General features: G+C 46.5%; 15 protein-coding genes. 1 reads left to right on the forward strand and 14 read right to left on the reverse strand.

Translation table 11 applies throughout. From position 1 onward, the window contains the following. Positions 1–12 precede the first annotated feature (12 nt). From RUMAL_RS14330 to RUMAL_RS14395, 14 genes are all read right to left on the reverse strand, one after another. Positions 13–534 carry an NAD(+) diphosphatase gene (locus RUMAL_RS14330; RefSeq protein ID WP_013499402.1) on the reverse strand — a complete coding sequence of 174 codons (522 nt, stop codon included), beginning with the start codon at positions 532–534 and terminating at the stop codon, positions 13–15. A 196-nt stretch (positions 535–730) separates the two neighbouring features. Next, positions 731–1,348 (reverse strand): SseB family protein, encoded by a 618-nt coding sequence (locus RUMAL_RS14335; RefSeq protein WP_013499403.1) that lies wholly within the window; start codon positions 1,346–1,348, stop codon positions 731–733. Between the two features lie 43 nt (positions 1,349–1,391). Beyond that, positions 1,392–2,348 (reverse strand): glycosyltransferase family 2 protein, encoded by a 957-nt coding sequence (locus RUMAL_RS14340; RefSeq protein ID WP_013499404.1) that lies wholly within the window; start codon positions 2,346–2,348, stop codon positions 1,392–1,394. A 29-nt stretch (positions 2,349–2,377) separates the two neighbouring features. After that, a complete protein-coding gene (locus RUMAL_RS14345; protein WP_013499405.1) occupies positions 2,378–3,178 on the reverse strand; it encodes a TatD family hydrolase in 801 nt (266 codons plus the stop codon). Between the two features lie 172 nt (positions 3,179–3,350). Then, entirely contained in the window at positions 3,351–4,952 is a 1,602-nt protein-coding gene (locus RUMAL_RS22570) for a PASTA domain-containing protein (protein ID WP_013499406.1), read from the reverse strand. 4 nt (positions 4,953–4,956) lie between these two features. Beyond that, a complete protein-coding gene (locus RUMAL_RS14355; protein WP_013499407.1) occupies positions 4,957–5,433 on the reverse strand; it encodes an RNA polymerase sigma factor in 477 nt (158 codons plus the stop codon). A gap of 262 nt (positions 5,434–5,695) precedes the next feature. Next, positions 5,696–6,385: an L-ribulose-5-phosphate 4-epimerase gene (araD, locus tag RUMAL_RS14360; RefSeq protein WP_013499408.1), complete on the reverse strand. Its 690-nt coding sequence runs from the start codon at positions 6,383–6,385 to the stop codon at positions 5,696–5,698. Positions 6,386–6,407: 22 nt separating this feature from the next. Then, positions 6,408–6,860: a GNAT family N-acetyltransferase gene (locus RUMAL_RS14365; RefSeq protein ID WP_013499409.1), complete on the reverse strand. Its 453-nt coding sequence runs from the start codon at positions 6,858–6,860 to the stop codon at positions 6,408–6,410. Further along, entirely contained in the window at positions 6,820–7,239 is a 420-nt protein-coding gene (locus RUMAL_RS14370) for an MmcQ/YjbR family DNA-binding protein (protein WP_013499410.1), read from the reverse strand. The genes RUMAL_RS14365 and RUMAL_RS14370 overlap by 41 nt, the downstream gene beginning before the upstream one ends. A gap of 18 nt (positions 7,240–7,257) precedes the next feature. Continuing rightward, positions 7,258–8,838 carry a xylulokinase gene (locus RUMAL_RS14375; protein ID WP_013499411.1) on the reverse strand — a complete coding sequence of 527 codons (1,581 nt, stop codon included), beginning with the start codon at positions 8,836–8,838 and terminating at the stop codon, positions 7,258–7,260. A 34-nt stretch (positions 8,839–8,872) separates the two neighbouring features. Then, the gene (locus tag RUMAL_RS14380) at positions 8,873–9,478 is read right to left on the reverse strand and encodes a hypothetical protein (protein WP_013499412.1); all 606 of its coding nucleotides are present in this window, start codon (positions 9,476–9,478) and stop codon (positions 8,873–8,875) included. Positions 9,479–9,691: 213 nt separating this feature from the next. Continuing rightward, entirely contained in the window at positions 9,692–13,096 is a 3,405-nt protein-coding gene (locus RUMAL_RS14385) for an FtsX-like permease family protein (RefSeq protein ID WP_013499413.1), read from the reverse strand. Positions 13,097–13,101: 5 nt separating this feature from the next. Beyond that, positions 13,102–13,806: an ABC transporter ATP-binding protein gene (locus RUMAL_RS14390; RefSeq protein ID WP_013499414.1), complete on the reverse strand. Its 705-nt coding sequence runs from the start codon at positions 13,804–13,806 to the stop codon at positions 13,102–13,104. Positions 13,807–13,987: 181 nt separating this feature from the next. Further along, positions 13,988–15,511, reverse strand: a complete 1,524-nt coding sequence (locus RUMAL_RS14395) for an ATP-binding protein (protein ID WP_013499415.1) — start codon at positions 15,509–15,511, stop codon at positions 13,988–13,990. Positions 15,512–16,015: 504 nt separating this feature from the next. Between RUMAL_RS14395 and RUMAL_RS14400 the strand changes: the two genes are divergently transcribed. Continuing rightward, positions 16,016–18,364, forward strand: coding sequence for a vWA domain-containing protein (locus RUMAL_RS14400; protein ID WP_013499416.1), 2,349 nt, complete (start codon positions 16,016–16,018; stop codon positions 18,362–18,364). Positions 18,365–18,470 lie beyond the last annotated feature (106 nt).

An 18,470-nucleotide genomic window follows, 5' to 3' on the forward strand; every position in this document is an offset into this window, starting at 1 on the left:
TGCTTGATCTTTTCACAGGACATTCTTACCTTTGAAATACTCGCCCATAAATTTCCTGTATATGGCAAATGCCGCATTTCCCGGCGAATCGGGAAAGATAGTTTCTATCACCTTTTCCGCAGGCACCCAGTCAGCCCAGTCAACCTCAGATGACAGCACCAGCGGCTGCTTTTTCACCCTTGCGATGAAACCATGCATAAGCAGACCCTGCTTCTCGAACCAGTAAGTTCCTGCGTAGTCAAGGCTGTCGATCTCAAGCCCTATCTCCTCCCTTACTTCTCTCACCGCTGTCTGCTCAGCATTCTCCCCGGGAGTTATGTATCCCGAAACAAAGGTCGTGTACCTGTCCGACATATAATCCTGCCGAAGCAGCGCTATCTCATCGAACTCATTTGCCGCCAGCACTATCGAACAGCTCGGGAACGTATCGAACCACAGCTTTTCACAGTCCTCGCAGTATGGCACGAACCCTTCATCGCCCGCAGGTCTTTCCACCAGCTTTTTTCCGCACTGCGGGCAGTAAATATACCTCATGCTCTTCCCTCCGCAAAAAAGGCCGGAACAGTATGCAGCAAATGTGATATCCTCACATTTGCTGTTATGCCGTCCCGACCGTAATGATTGTGGAACGTATGCCGTAACACTATTGCAAAATACGCATATAAAGCTCATACGAGCCTTATATGCGATGATTTTGTTATAGGGTCAGACAAGCTCCCCCTGATAAGCATTACTGCTCGTCAGAAGAAGATACTGTGATATCAGGCTTTTCGCCCTCAGCAGCCTCCTGAGCTTCAGCCTCAGCAGCGGCAACCATAGCAGCGTCCTTGCTCTTCTTAAAGTTTATAAGGGTCTGCTTGATGGATTCCAGCATAGGCTTGGTGAAAGGCAGGTTGTGCTCCCTGGTAAAGGGGTTTACAACAAAGCCTTCAACATTCGGGGTGCTCTCTGTCAGGAAAGCTATATCGCTGAACTTCATAGCAAAAGGTCTGTAAGACTGCTCTGTTTCCATCTTCTTCAGCTCTTCTGCATCTGTAAATACGGGGAAGAAAGATATTGTACCTGTCTGATTGCCGTTCTCGTCGCGTACAGCCTTGTTTACCAGCATGAACTTAGCTTCCTGCTTGTCCTTGAACTGTACGTGGTTGTTTTCGTCAGCCACCAGTTCCTGATTCTTCTCAATGATAGCGGGAATGAGGAATGTGGATCTCAGTGCATTGTTGATGACCTTGTTCTGTGCATCTGCACTGAATTCCTTTCTCATAGCGTTGATAGCCTCTACCAGTGCGGTATTATCTATCTTCTCATTGGAGACCTTTCCTGAGATCTGTAAATTCTGCTCTGCCATTTTTCTTACTCCTTTTTAAATGAATTTTATGATTTACTCAAACTTACTTTTCCTCTAAATTTATGTCAACAATAAACTTAGGTCTTGCCTTTGTTTCAAGATATATCTTGCCGATATATTCGCCGATAACTCCTATAGCCAGCATCTGCAGTCCGCCAAGCGCCCACACAGATGTTATCGTCGAAGCCCAGCCCTTTACAGTCGAGCCGAACGCCTTTGTGAACAGGAAGTATATCAGCATTATCACCGAGATAACGAATATGAACACGCCCAGCGCAGTGATGAATCTGATAGGCTTTACCGAAAGGGAGGTTATGCCCTCCACTGCGAAAGCCAGCATCTTTTTCAGCGGATACTTTGATTCGCCCGCTACACGCTCGTTTCTCTCGTACTTTACTATGTCGCTCTTGAAGCCCACCATAGGCACCATTCCTCTCAGGAACAGATTGACCTCCTTGAACTCTGCCAGCGTATCCACAGCCCTCTTGCTCATAAGTCTGTAATCAGCATGGTCGTAGGTTATCTCAACGCCCATGAATTCCAGCATTTTATAATAGCTTCTGGCTGTGTTCCTCTTGAAGGCTGTATCGGTCTCTCTTGAAGACCTTACGCCGTACACTATCTCACAGCCCTCGGCACGCTTTTCAAGCATACCGTCTATCGCATTGATATCATCCTGTAAGTCCGCGTCCATAGATATCAGTATGTCCGCATATTTTCTGGCTGTCATAAGACCTGCCAGAAGTGCATTCTGGTGACCCTTGTTCCTTGAAAGCTTTATACCCGTGAACATATTCGTCTGCTCCATATCATGCAGTTTTTCGATTATCTCCCAGGTATTGTCCTTTGAACCGTCATCCACGAACATTACTTTGCTGTCACTGCTTACCTTTCCCTCTGCAATAAGCCCGTCCATTTTTTTCATAAGAGCCTTTGCGGTTATGGGCAGCATCTCCTCCTCATTATAACATGGTATCACCAAATACAGTGTTTCCGCCAATTTTTTCATCTCCAGAATTTTTCTTTATTTTATCGGGCAAACGGCGCTATACCGAAAAGCCTGCAGGCATTCTCGTTTGTAGCCCGCAGTATCTCATCCGCTGTAACACCCTTCACCTCAGCCATTACCTTTGCGGTCTCGGCTATCATAGAGCTTTCGCTGCGTTCACCCCTGTAAGGCGGCGGTGCCATATAAGGACAATCCGTTTCCAGCAGGAGCCTTTCGATAGGCACAGCCTCGCAGGCACGTTTAGCTTTTTTGTTGTTTTTGAAAGCCAGCGAACCTGTAAAGCCTACGTACATACCAAGTCCCACAACTTCCTCAGCGGTCTCAGCCGAGCCCGAAAAGCAGTGCATAACTCCTGCAGGTCTTAGTTCGCTGAGTATCCTCATGCATTCCTCCGTCGCATCACGGCAGTGTACTATTATCGGAAGCCCTTTTTCGTTGGCAAACTTCACCTGACTAACAAAAAGTTCCGTCTGCTTAGCGGCATTGTAACCCTCATAGTGGTGATCAAGTCCGATCTCACCCACTGCCCTGAGTTTGCCTGTGCCCTCCGCTTTTTCATAGAGTGCCGTGAGCAACTCCATGTAATTATCGGGAACGTCATCGGCATACTCGGGATGAAAGCCTATGGAGGTATAATAATTTTCATACCTCTGAGCTGTTTCTATGCCGAACAGTGAGGACTTCTCATCTACCGCCGCATGAAGCATCTTATCGACCGTATGACCCTCATTCACAAGCAGTCTGTCCAACAGTTCATACCTGTCCTCATCGAAAGCCCTGTCATCATAATGACAATGAGAATCAAATATCAGTGCTGCCATAGATATCTCCTTCCTGTTCGCATATACTCAACAGATATTATAGCACATTTTTCCTCTTTTGTAAAGAACTTTTTTTGTTAATTTCGTGAAAAACCACGCAAAAAATGCGCCCACGTTTACGCAGACGCATTTTGCCGTTTTGTTGTCAGTTATGTTTTAAAATACTCTGTTTCTATTTTTGTGGAGTAATTGCCAGAAGTCCGTCCTTATCAAGACGTCCTACAAGCTCAGCAGTCTTATTAACGAAATTTACATTGAACACTGCGTAATCCACCGACTTTCCTGTGTCTTCACTTGTGATTTTAACTAAAAGAGTTTCGATCTTTTTACCGTAGATATCCAGCGTGATCGAGCCGCCTGCGACAGATGCACCATTAGCTATATGCTGGTAAGATATAGGGTTACCTTCTTTGAATACATCAACATTATAAGAACCACGCAGGCCTTCGGGCACAGGCAGGCTTATCGTCAGTTCAGAACTAGCGTCGACACTTTTGGATATGCCGATATTATCATCTTCGCCGTTATTGTTTGAATTCGATGTTTCGCTCTTCGGAGAATTGATTGCGAGCAATCCTTCCGTATCCAGACGGCCTGCAAGTTCAGCTGTCTTTTTATCATAATTTACATTGAACACTGCGTAATCCACCGACTTGCCTGTTTCATCACTTCTGATCTTCACAGTAAGTGTTTCGGTCTTTTTACCGGAGATATCCAGATCGATCGTACGGCCTGCATAAGCCTCGCCCTTTAAAATAGCCTTTTGATATACAACATTACCGTCTTTGTATACATCAACAGCATACGAACCGTTCAGACCCTCGGGCATAGGCAGACTTACCGTCAGATCAACAGGATCGGACTCACCGGTGGATACATAGATAGTGACTTCGCTGTCCCTATCAACTCTTCTGTCGCCCTCGATCGACTGATCGATAACCTTGCCCTTGTCACCGTCATGGGGCATTTCCAAAACCTTAACTTTCAGGTCGTTATACTCGAGGATATTTGTAGCTCTCTCCTTGGTCAGACCGACAACATCCGGTACCTTTACCTGAGTATCAAGAGGACCCTTGCTGATGTAAAGTGTAACCATATCATCGGCTGCAAATTCAGTACCTGCCGCCGGCTCGGTACCTATCGCCTGACCTTCCGAAACTTTATCGTCATACTTGGATCTGAGCATGACAGCAAATCCTGCAGCTTTAAGCTCACTTTCCGCCGCATCAGACTCATAGCCTGAAACATCAGGCACCTTGACTTTTGTCTTGCCGGCACTGATAAGAAGTTCGACTTCGTCTTCAGTACCTTCAATCAGTTCGGCACCTATTGCCTTACCCTCAGGCACTGTGAGATCATACTGTGTTCTGAGAGTTACAGTGTAGCCTGCCTCTCTCAGCACACTCTCTGCATCCGCCGCATCCATACCTGCTACATCCGGTATCGAAGCATAGCTGCCCAGCGGACTTGTACCGTCCTCGGCAGCCGACAAACTGCTTCCCGGATCTACTCTGTCATATCCGTCTTTGAGTAAATAAACTCCTCCGCCTACCGCAAGTACGCCTGCAATAGCTGCAGCAGCTATCCTGCCGCGTCTTCTTACCTTTGCCGTACCTGTTACTTTATTATTATCCGTATTGCTGATACTTATTGTTTTGTTCTCCATAATAATATCACCTGCTAAGCCTTTCCGAATGCGAGCCTTGACAGCGCTGTCTGCACGCACATTATCGAAAGCGGCTGTAAGCTTATTATCAAGATCCTTGTCTGTCATAGTCTCACCCTCCCAACTCTTTTTTAAGCTTTTTTCTTGCACGGTGTATATAGGAATATACTGTATTCTCACGGCATCTCATCAGCTTAGCGGTCTCTGCGGCGGTATAGCCCTCGTAGAGATTCAGGTAAACTGCCATTCTTTCATTCTCGGGCAGACGCATCACCGCGTCTATAACCTCCCTGTACTGAAAAGCCACACCCTTATCTGCCGCGGCATCAAGCTCTACATCTTTCCTGTGATGCCGCCTCAGCATATTCTTGCAGACATTCTGTGCCGTAACTATCAGCCACGCCTTGGTATGCTCTCCCATTTCGGGAACTTCGTTCGCTTCAAGGTAATGCATGAATACCGTCTGAGCTGCATCTTCCGCATCGGCAGAATGACCGTGGAAATACACGTAGCAGATCCTGTACACCATATCAAAATATTCATCATAAACGGCAGCAAAGCCGCTCAGCACGAAACAAGCTGTTTCCATAGTCAAACCACCCCCTTACTGTCCGCCGCCAAGGGGGAAGGCAGCGGTCGTTTTTGGTTTTCTGTATATAATACGTTTGAGAACTGCATTTCCTTGCAGCAAAAAAATATTTTTTTGAAAAAATTATTTCGATGTGCCAAAACAAAGCTTTTACCGCATTTTATACCGATATTTTTATTCTGCAACAGACGATATTTTATGACATAACATAAGCGCAGGCAAAGATCATGCCCACGCTCATTACCTTATGATCGTACATTCTTCAGTTCTGTCCGTAGTAAGCATTTTTGCCATGCTTGCGCAGATAGTGCTTGTCAAGGAGTTCCTGCTGTATCGGTGCGATACCAGGATTCAGCATAACTGTATGGAAATTCATGAATGCCGCTTCTTCAAGTACAACAGAATTGTGTACCGCATCAAATGCATCCTTGCCCCATGTGAAAGGTCCGTGGCTGTGTACAAGCACTGCGGGTATGCTCATAGGGTCGATGCCCTTGAAACGCTCAATTATGACCGTTCCTGTTTCTTTTTCGTACTCCCCTGCTATCTCCTCGGGAGTCATCTTTCGGGTGCAGGGTATCTCACCGTAGAAATAATCGCCCTGTGTTGTGCCGTATGGGATAACGCCCTTGCCTGCCTGGGCAAAGCTGGCAGCCCACTTGCTGTGGGTGTGTACTATTCCGCCTACCTCAGCAAATGCCTTGTAAAGCTCCAGATGTGTAGGTGTGTCGCTCGATGGCTTGTAATGACCCTCAACAACATTTCCGTCAAGGTCAACTACAACCATATCTTCTGCTTTCATTCCATCATATTCAACACCTGAGGGCTTTATAACTACAAGTCCACTCTCACGGTCGATCTCGGAAACATTTCCCCAGGTAAATTTTACAAGTCCGTACTTGGGCAGAAGCAGATTAGCTTCCAGTACTTTCTGTTTGAGTTCTTCTAACATGATCTTACCTCCTGTTATACTACTAGAAATTATAACACATAAAATTGCCGTTCTTTTTGAACCCGAAATCGGTATACAAAAGCACGCCCATATCCGACGCAGTAATGTGCACCGCCCCGCATCCTGCTTTTCTTGCTTCATCGACTACCAGCGACAGTAACTTTTTCGCTATGCCTTTTCTTCTGTACGATGGGTCTGTGAACATACTTGAAAGCAGTCCCAGTTTACCCGACGGGCAGCTGAAATAGGGCGGTTTCTCAACTATGGACATTCCGCTGGTACCGATTATCCTGTCACCGTCCAGCGCCAGCCACGAAACGAAGGTTCCGTCAGCCATATGCCTTTTGTAATAGTTCGCAAGGTTCGGGCGCAGGTCGATATCCTCCTTTGCACCCTCCTCCCGAAGCTGTGTTATACGCATGGTTATAAAAGTATCAAGGTCTTTTTCTTCGAGTTTTCTGTAGGTTATCTCCATCGTTTTTCTTGCCTTTCTTCTTATCCGTCAGCTGAAAGCTCTGCTCGATAAGCCCGAATATCTCGCCTTCCTCTATCTCGCTGTCGATGAGTATGCTCACCCACAGCCGCTTATTCATGTGGTACGCACGCAGAAAGCTCTCCCGCTGTACCAGTATATCTACCAACAGAGGGTCACACTTGACATTCATAACATCGACAGTACCCTCGCCTTCTATACCAAGTGTACTGCATTTGACTTTCATTATTATGCCAAACCATTTCTTCGTATCGTTATGACGGAAAACAGCTGTGTCGAAATCCCCCTCAAAGAGGTATTCGGGAGATACGCTGTATTCACTTTTTATATGTGCGATAACTGTTTCTCTTCTGCTTATCATTTTGTTCCAAGCCAGCTTTTATATCTCTCCGAAAGCCTTAGCACCTGCCAGACCTGCGGAGTAGTTTACCATATACTTCTTCCAGCCTGCATTACCTGCGGCATCGGGCAAAAGTGTTGACTTCTCCATGCCTGCGAAAGCACGCTTTTCTAGCCAGTCAGCAAGAGTTTCGCCCTGCTTTTCGATACCGAAAGCCGCCAGCAGAGCCATGCCCCATGCGCCGCCCTCGCCTGCGGTAGACATTACGCTCACATCGCTGTTAAGTGCGTCAGCAAGCATTTGCTGAGCCACGCCCTTAACCTTGAAAAGTCCGCCATGACCTGTTATGCTCTTAGGCTGAACGCCCTCTTTTTCAAAGAGGATATCGTTGCCCGCTTTCAGTGCCGCCATAGCACCGTAGAGTTCAGCGCGGAAGAAATCTGCCAATGACATAGTACTGTCGGGCTGACGGAAGTATGCAGGCTTGCCGTTTGCAAGACCTACAACAGGCTCGCCCGATATAGTATTATATGAAACCACGCCTCCGCAGTCGGGAGCGCCATTCAGAGCGTTCTTATACAGCAGTTCATAAGCTGTCGATACATCAACGGGATCACCTGTCAGCTTAGAGAACTCTATGAACATATTCACCCACTTGTCCAGTTCACCGCAGCAGTTGTTGCAGTGGACCATAGCAACATCTGCGCCGTCGGGAGTGGTAACAACATCTATCTGAGGATAATGACCTTTCATGGGCTTTTCAAGCACTATCATCGAGAATATGGAAGTACCTGCCGAAACATTTCCTGTACCCTCACGAACTGCATTTGTTGCCGCCATGCCTGTACCTGCATCACCCTCGGGAGGACAGAAAGGCACACCTGCTTTAAGATTTCCCGAGGGGTCGAGAAGCTTTGCGCCCGATTCGGTAAGTTTAGCTGTGCTGCCCTCCATAGCAGTATGTACCGCAGGCAGGATATCAGCGATATCCCAGCCGAAAACCTTCACCTTATCAAGTCCGCGGAATTCAGCCAGCATATCCTTGTCATAATCGCCGTCCCTGACAGGGAACATCCCCGAAGCATCACCAATGCCCAGTTCTCTTTCGCCTGTCAGCAGGAAGTGTACATATCCTGCAAGGGTATTTATATGAGCGATATCCTTAACGTGTTCCTCGCCGTTCAGTATAGCCTGATACAGGTGAGCAATACTCCATCTTTCGGGGATATTGAAGCCGAAAAGCTCGGTGAGCTCTGCTGCAGCTTCGCCTGTGATGGTGTTTCTCCATGTTCTGAAAGGCACCAGCAGTTCATCATTTTTATCAAAAGCAAGATATCCATGCATCATGGCAGATATACCCATACCTTTGAAAGTTGTCAGTTCAACACCGAATTTATCTGCAACATCTTTTCTGAGGTCTGCATAGCAATCCTGCAAACCACTGATGATATCTTCTTTTGAATAAGTCCACACACCGTTTTCGAGCCTGTTTTCCCAGCTGTGAGCGCCGCCCGCTACGGGGACAAGGTTTTCGTCCACCAGGCAAGCCTTGATACGTGTCGAGCCGAATTCAATACCCAGATATGCCTTACCCTGTTCGATGATCTCTTTAGTAGTCATGTCGATTCTCCTTTACGATATGATTTTTTACGTTTCAATTATTGTTAGTTTTTTTCGGAAGGTCCGCTTTATCATTGAATATGCTTTCATAGCCTGTAGCTATGGCTTTTCCCGATGCCAGCTCCATATATCTCTCCGCGTCCTTTGATTTCATTATACGCAGATCGCGGTCAGCACTGTGCTTATCAAACGGAAACCTCGGAAGACTTCTCAGCAGTTCAAGATCCGAAAGCACCACACCCAGTCTGAAATACGCAAACAGCAGATATGCCAGCATCAGCAATATCTCAGCTGTAAATTCACCAAACAGATACATCACGAAGGGCACCATCAATGCCGTCGGGAAAAACATGAGCCAGCGCCGTCTGATGCCGACAGTGCTCATCACCACACCACTGACAGCAAAGCCGATATAGTAAAATGCCCTGCCCGCAGTAAAGCTCATAGCGCCCTTGACAAAACCCGAAGCTTCATATGTCAGAAAGCTCGTCCAGCCGATAAATCCATATACCACCAGTGCAGGCAGCAGAGGTACGAACGTCATACGCGCCAGCCGCTTCTGCTCCTTCAGCCTTTTGCGGTATATATCTTTCAATTCCTCGTCAGGCATAGTCAGACAGCATTCATGAAGATCCTCCATATCATTCACTCCTTAAAATTGTACTTACAACTCATTATACCACATCACAGAGGTAATTACAAGTCAATGATCGTTGATCTTTATTCATAAATTGTTGTGTTTTTCACCAATGATACGCTCCATATGATCTCAAACCAGAACATATATTCCACACGGAACATTTTTACCTACGCAAAAGGAGCAGTAATGCATCACATTACTGCTCCCGAAATATCATTCAACAGATTTAAGGCTCTCTGCCATATTTATCTTCTCCAGCTTGTTTTCCATTACAAGATTTACCAGAAGATTGAATATGACCGTAAGACCTATGCTGTATATGTAGCTCTTGAAAAGTATACGTTCCTTGAAGCATACCATATCAACGACCAGGTAGGACATTACAAAGTGCAGCAGCATATTTCCCAGCACCAGACCCACAGCTATGCCGAGCCCTGTCAGGAACAGGTTCTCTCTCAGCACATAAGCCGAAGTTTCTTTCTTGAAGAATCCCAGCACCTTTATGGTGGCTATCTCCCTTTCCCTTTCGGTGATGTTTATATTTGTCAGGTTGTAAAGAACGATGAATGCCAGCAGTGCCGCACAGATTATGACCAGCAGCACCACGTAGTCTAGTGAAGCCATCGAATCTGTCATACGCTTTTTTACATCCTCGAACAGCGTGACATTCTTTACACTTTTCAGTTTCGATATATCTGTCTGTGCCTTGTAAGCATCCGTATTCTCAGGGAAGTTTATATAAGCTTCATTCAGCCCGACCTTCTCGCCAAGCTGTCTTTCCACAGCTTCATACGGCACAAAAACATAGTTGTATACATGATTATCGAATACTGCCTTGACCTTGAATTCCATGACACGCATATTCTCATCGCGCAGTGTGATGGTGTCGCCATCTTTCACACCGTATCTGTTCATGATACTTACGCATACAAGTGCCTCATCACCCACGGGAGCATCTATACTGCTGCCATCGGGTCTGTTGAAATTCATACTTCCTTCAAGCTCTGCAAAATCAACAGGCGCAACAAGGCTTATGCTCTTTACAGCATCCTTTGTCACCAGATCCCATGAACCTGTATAAAGCTCAGCATAGGAAGCACCTGTATTATCCAGCTTTTCTTTGAGCTCAACGGGCATATCACCGCTGCTGTCGGATGAATAAGTGACCGAAGCATCCGCAGTTACGATCTCCTCATACTGTACCACCGCAAAATCTCCGACCGAGTCGGACATACCGAATCCCGTGAGAAGCAGTGCCGTACAGCCGCTTATACCCACAACCATCATAAAGAATCTCTTCTTGTAACGGAAGATATTTCTTATGGATACCTTGTGAAGGAATTTCATTTTGTTCCATATAAAGGGTATACGCTCCAGCAGCACCCTTTTGCCTGCCTTAGGCGCTTTCGGGCGCATAAGTTCTGCTGCTGTTTCATTAAGCTCATATCTGCAGGACAGCCACGCCGCACCCACCGAGCATATCAGCGATACCGCACCTGCCAGCAGCGCAAGTTTCCAGTCAAAGAGATATTCAACATCAAGCTCGATATACATAAGCTTATAGTTCATCCATATTACCTGCGGGAATATATACGTTCCCAGTGCATATCCCAATGACCAGCCCAGTACTGCCGCACTGCCGGCATACAGCGTGAACTTGCTCATTATCGCCCTTTCAGAATATCCCAGTGCTTTGAGAGTTCCTATCTGGGTACGTCTTTCCTCAACCATACGGCTCATGGTGGTCATACACACAAGCGCCGCCACAAGTATGAAGAATACAGGAAACACCTTTGCAAGCTTGCCCACTATGGAAGAATCGTTCTCAAAGCAGGCGTAGCCTATGTTGGTATTCCTGTCCAGAAGGAACACATCGGGCTTTTTGAGATCGCGGAGTTCCTTTTCGCCGTCTGCGATATCCTGCTCCGCCTTGGCTATCTCCTCATCAAAGGAGGTCACGCCGTCCTCATATTCAGCCTCACCGTCTTCGTACTCTTTTAGTCCTTCTTCGTATTCGGCTTTTCCGTCCTTGTATTCCTTCCTGCCTTTTTCCAGATCTTTCCTGCCCTTTTCCAGTTTCTGCACGCCGTCCTCATACTCGGCTCTGCCGCTGTCGTACTTCGCCTTGCCCCGCTGATATTCCGCCAGGGAAGCGTTGTATTTCGCATATCCCTGACTGTACTGCACCTTGCCTGCTTCCAGCTGTTTCCTGCTTTCTTCAAGTACTGCACGCTGTGCATCAAGCTCTGCCTGACCTGCCGCAATTTCTTCCTGCTTCGCCGCAAGCTCCGCCTTTGCCGCTTCTATCTGAGCAAATCCATCATCTATCTGAGCCTTTGCAGCGGCTATCTGCTCAGCCTGCTCGGGAGGGAGCATATCCAACATTTCAAGATACTCGCCGTATTCCGCCATAAACTGCGCGTACTGCTCATTCAGTGCCGCAGACTGCACTTCTGTCTCCGCAAGACCTGCCGTTATCTGTGCCGCACCCTCATCGAGTTCAGCCTGTGCCTTTGCAAGTTCTGCTTCGCCGTCTTTGAGTTTTTTCTCATTGGTATCTATCTGCGCCTTGCTTGCTGCAAGCTGATTCCATGCATTGTCAAGCTGATATTTGCCGTTCCAAAGCTGTCTTTCACTGCTGTCGAGAGTTGACTTTGCATCGCTGAGCTTTTTCTCGTTATCCGCGATCTCCTTTTCGCCGTCAGCTATCTCTTTCTTCGCATCTTTGAGTTTTTTAGCAGCCTTATCCAGTTCGCTCTTAGCGTCATCCAGTTCAGCACGGGCATCATCAAGCTTCTGCTGACCCTCCTCACGGGCATCTTCCAGCTTTTTCCTGCCGCCTGCCAGCTCGTCCTCTGCATCTGATACTATACGGTCATACCTTTCCTCGGCAGCATCCTCGGCTGCCTTTTCCCAGCTGTCCTCACGTTCTGACATATAGTCCTTATACTCATCCGAATAGACCTCCAGTTCATGATCCAGCTTTATATAAAGTTCGGAATAGGCTTTCATATCAAAAGCGCTTCTGTTAAGCAGGATGAATCCGTTTATCGTGCCGTTGCCGAGTGAGGTGGTGCCTCTTTCAAAATGTACATACGCAGGTGAATACACAAGCCCCACAACAGTCACCTTACGCGGTTTGAAGCTTTCAAGAGTATCCTCCTCATTCTCACTGCTGACTGTAAGCACGTCACCGACCTTATAAGCTGTCTTACCGTCCATGACACATTCACTGTCATTTTCGGGCAGCCTGCCTTCCAGTATCTCAGGCACATTCACGCCTTCCGTCAGGGAATGGACCTTTATGACCACGTCTTTGCCGTTTCCGTCCCTGAACATCATATCCAGTGCGTAGGCACCATCTGCCGCACGAACATCCTCACGTTCACGCAGCGTTTCTACCTCGCTCTCCTCCCAGCCAAGGGTAGACACTATCCTGTAATCGAAAAGCTCATGGTCATCCATGAACCCGCCAAGTGTCCTCACCATCGCGGGAGTGGTTATCTTTACGCCCGAGAAAAAGCCAACTCCCAGCGCGATTATAGACATTATTGCCACGAATCGCCCGATAGTGCTTTTTATATCCCTGAGCGTGGAAACTCTCAGCTTAGACCTCATGTATATCACCACTCGATGTCTTCTACGTCAACTATCTCTGTGTTTATCCTCATACTCTCCACAGTACCGCTCTTAACGGTGATTATCCTGTCAGCCATAGCCGCAAGGGCGGAGTTATGGGTGATAACTACCACTGTCATACCCCTTTTGCGGCAGGTATCCTGCAGAAGCTTCAATACTGCCTTACCCGTGTTGTAGTCCAAAGCACCTGTAGGTTCATCGCAGAGCAGAAGTTTGGGATTTTTTGCCAGTGCCCTTGCAATAGCGACTCTCTGCTGTTCGCCGCCCGAAAGCTGTGCGGGAAAATTCTTCATTCTCTCCCCGAGACCTACCTGTTTCAGCACTTCTTCCGCATCGAGAGGCTCTTTGCATATCTGTGCTGCAAGTTCCACATTCTCCTTGGCGGTAAGGTTCTGCACCAGATTATAGAACTGGAAAACAAAACCGATATCATACCGTCTGTACGCAGTAAGCTCCTTTTTACCGAGAGTAGATATCTCCCTGCCATCCAGCTTCACGCTGCCCGAGGTCAGGGTATCCATACCGCCGAGGATATTGAGTATAGTGGTCTTGCCGGCACCCGATGCCCCGACTATGACACAGAACTCACCCTTCTCTATCTCGAAAGAAGCATCCTTTATGGCGTGTATCTCCACCTCGCCTGTCTTATAGGTCTTTTTTACATTTTTGAATTCAACAAAAGCACTCATCCATGATCCCCCTTACTGTAAAACTTTCACAAAAAACAACTATTGCTGATTATATCATATATTTCCGGAAAAGTAAAGATACGCATCCGGACGAAAACGTTTTATACACAAAACCACAGATCAAAATTTCCATTGTGGCAAAATAAAAAACTCCCCTGCATAAACAGGGGAGCAAAGTACATTATTCAAACTTGAGGCAGTCTTCCAGATTTAGCTCATACATATTGTTATAGGTAGGCTCAACTGCGGGCTGACCGATAAGTCTGTAGAACTCGTCAGAACCATACTTCTTGATGAAGTCAGTAGTATGACAGTTTACTGTCAGTTCTTCAAGAAGCTTCTTCATAACGGGACTGTCAGTGCCGTATGCTGCTTCCATAAATACGAACATATTCTTCAGACCTGTCATGGACTGGCTGGTAACGTTCTTGGCACCGTTAAGCAGATTGGTGAACGCATTCTGTATGATGATGGTACATCTCTGCTTGTTGTCACGGCCTTCGTTGGTACACTTGTCCATGTAAGCTTCCAGATTGTGGATTATCCAGTGCTGTATCTTCTTATTGGAAGGTGAGATGATACGCGCCTTTACAGCCATATCCAGATTCTTCCTTGTGGTCATGATATGCTCTGCGATTATCTGACGGCAGGAAAGACCTTCGTTGATCTTGATAAGGATATCCTCCAGCTTGGGGTGTATCTGTCTTATCATCTTCTCCATCTGGATAGTCGTTCTCATAGTATAAGTAACGCCGTCCATCAGCAGGTTCATCAGTGCCACAGCTTCTTCGATATCAGCCTTGCGTGCTCTGTCAACAGCTTCCTGAGTGATGTTGCCGTCCAGCAGATCATCGGGATCGTATACCTCACGCAGTTCATTGAATCTGCAATAGAATTCATAGAACATAGGAGCAACATCGTGATCCTGCAGATACTGACCTACCAGTTCAAGAGTAACAGCCATGCCTGCACTTTCGTACAGCTGGATCATCTCGGAGAGATCCTCCCATGCACGAGCGGTTATGATCTTGTAGTTGTGTCTGTCAGTAGCATCTATCTCGTAGAACAGAGTGGGGTGGAGTTCGAGGAAAGCTATTATGCTGGGGTGAACACCGCCGTAGTAAGCGTATTCCTTCCAGCAGAGGAATTCAGCATCGATCTCGACCTTCTTGAATCTGTCCCAAGTAACTATATCGAACTCATTAACAGATTTGTTGAACTGAGGGGGGTTACCTGCGGTAACTATTACCCATCCGGGAGGGATCTGGTGCAGACCGAAGATCTTGTACTGCAGGAACTGTAGCATGATAGGTGCAAGGGATTCGGATACGCAGTTGATCTCATCGAGGAACAGTATACCCTCACGGATATGAGTCTGCTCCATAGTATAGTAAATATTAGCAATGATCTCGGACATGGTATACTCTGATACCTTTACATCTGCACCGACAAAGTTTCTCTCAACGATGACCGGCAGACCCATCGCAGATTCTCTGGTCTGGTGAGCCATTGAGTAGGATATCAGGTTTACGCCCGTTTCCTGTGCTATCTGGTCCATGATAGCGGTCTTGCCGATACCGGGAGGTCCAAGCAGGAAGCAGGGTCTCTGATGCTCGATGCTTATCTTGTATTCACCAAACTCATCTTTTTCAAGATAAGCCTTGATAGAATCGAGCACTTGCTGTTTTGCGTCTTTTATGGTCATAAGCAAAAACTCCTTCTTGCACAGAATAGTCAAAAACTATCCCAAAAATTTTCACTTAACATTATACACTATATCCAAAACGCTGTCAATAGGAAAAATAAATTTCGGAAATGTGACTTATTTTGTTTAATTAAATATATGCAATTTGGCAATTCGGATATTACACCTATGATAACATCTGTGAAAAAACAACAATAGCGCCCTAAGACAGAAATCGCCGGAAGTTCACAGATGATATCCGTATCCTGCAGAAGCATAGGAAGTACCCCTTGATATTTTAAGATCTTTCATGTAAAGATATGAATAAATAAAAGGATCGGATCCGATTTATGTACGCAGAGTATAAATTCAGCACAATATTTTGTGTAATATTTTCCTAATTAACCGCTTGAAAAATAAACAAAATTATGTTAGAATAAACATATAACATAAGCTGACATAGCAAAACCTGACCAGAGGTCAGCGTGAGCTTTGATAAAAAACCGGAAGAACGGAGCAAGTGCAATGAAGATAAATCATAGTAAACCTACTGCTGATGATTTTGTCAAAAGCCTTGATAGAAGCATTCGCAAAAAAAGAATAACCTTGGTAACTCTGCTGGGCGTGCTTGCAGCTGTAGTGGTAGTTATAGCTTTAGTTGGCATGAGCATAAGCCGAAACAACAGGATAAATACTGCAAAGAACGCCATATCTCAGCTGGATATACAAAGTACATACAAAGAGCCCGAATTTCCCGAAAACGAGGACTGGGACGACGACGGGATAATGAATCAGCTTGAATCAGACTCTGAAACGAGCGTTCAGAATGCGGACACTGACGGTGACGGACTTTGTGACGGCGACGAGATAAAGCTGGGCACCGATCCTCTCAATCCCGACACTGACGGTGATGAGATGCTGGACGGCTACGAAGTAATAGCAGGAACGAGCCCGAGACTTGATCTGACGGACGGCAGCACCCCTGACAATACCCGTGTAATGGTAGTGGAAAAACGGCTGAACGGCTGTAAACTGCACCTGAGCGGCAACCCGAACATAGCAGGCGCTTCCATAGAAAAGCTGGATCTTTTTGGTATATCATCAAACCCCAGTGTGGTATCAGCGGCTTACGATTTTTACTCTGAGTATCCTTGCATGGAAGCGACTATTAAGATATCCGTGGATGAATCAAGGCTGAGAAAATGCGGCTGTGAATTCAAGGATCTCAAGGTGATGAGGTTCGATGTTGACAGCAGGGAGTATATCCCCCTTGAATCAAGGTCTGACAACAAAAGAAGATATGTTCAGGCAACTATCACAGAGCCGGGCACATACGTTGTAGGTGCAGATGCATCAGTGAATGAGGCCGCAACTACCAGAGTTGCTTTCCTTATCGACAACTCGGGTTCCATGTACCCGAAGGAGCTTTGTCCCACGTCATCGGAAAACGATGTGGATTTCAAGAGACTTGATTTCACACAGTCGCTGATAGACAAGTTCGACAGTGATTTCCGCATAGGTATAAGCAAGTTCACGGGAACATACACCCGTATGTGCGGCTTTACCGATGACAGGACAGCGCTAAGTGATGTTATTAAAAGGATAAGGACCGAAGATGAGATCTTCGACGGTACACATAACCAGACTGCTCTAAAAAGATGTATAGAGGAGTTTACCGCCACAGGTGACGGAAAATATGTTAATATCATCGTTATGCTCTCTGACGGAGAATCAGATGAAACAAATGCCGAGTCTATCAAAAACTTGGCAAGGCTTGCGAACGAAAAGTCGGTAATAGTTCTGACTGTTGGTCTTGGCAGAGAGATAGACCGCGCATGGCTGCAGGAAATGGCTTACTCCACAGGCGGAAAGTACTACTCGGCCTCGGAAGCAAATGCACTTGACGATGTATATAAGCAGATAGTGACCACACTTAACTACGACATAGTCTCATATTCGGATTCATCGGATACCATAACAGGTTATTCGCTGTACAATACGGGCTTTGAACCTGCTAAAAACGGATTCTCCTTCAAGAATTTCAGGACGACCACCTCCGCAAGTGTTGATTTCGGCATGGCGGTCATGGCAAGGGACTGGTATCTCGGCAATTTCCGTATGTCCCTGGGAGATATATCTCCCACTGACCCATCTCTCCAGAAGGTGGACGCTGCAGGATATGACCTCAGCGGCACAAGTACCGCCAAGGCTTATGAGGAAAGAAAAACGCTGAGTGCTGTATCCGCCGATATATTCAGGCATCGCTATTCAAGAGTGACCGATTATATCGACTACACCAGCAAGGGTGATGTCCTTCAGGTCAACAGTGATTACCGTGCGGATGCAGAGAACAGAGGTTGGAAAATATCAAAACGCAAGTTTGAATCAGGCAACCTGCCATGGTCAAAGGTAGAGCTTCTCAGCCTGGATATCGCAGAGGGTATGGAAAAGATAGCCAAGGGCTACAACAACGATGATGCGCAGCTCTGCGCGGCGCTTTACAGACTCAACTCATTACAGTGGGATGACAAGGACGAGGAATTCAACCTTACCAACGGTGACGAAGGCTTTGATATGCTTTGCAGTCAGCTGAGCCTGGGCGTGCCTGTCGTTACTACTATAGATGATACCCATACGGTAAATACCATAGCCCTTATCAGGGATTCAAGCTGCCACAGGAAGTACATACTCAGGATATACGACAACAATTATCCCGAAAAGGTAAAGGAGCTCTATATCGAAAAGCGTCCCGTAGCTTATATAGATATCGACGTAAAGGGAAACATAACAGTAAAGGAACAGAGTTTCACATACGTCGCTACTTACGAGGGCAAGCGCGTCGGCGTAGCATTCTCGGGTGTGGAGGCACACTGATACTCACAGACAGGTGATATAAAAACGACATTTGAAATTGGCTCTGTGAACGGGCAAAAGCCTGATATATCGCTATTTAAGCTTTCAAAACAGCAATTTCAATGTC

The organism is Ruminococcus albus 7 = DSM 20455 (assembly GCF_000179635.2).
GTDB classification, from domain to species: Bacteria; Bacillota; Clostridia; order Oscillospirales; family Ruminococcaceae; genus Hominimerdicola; species Hominimerdicola alba.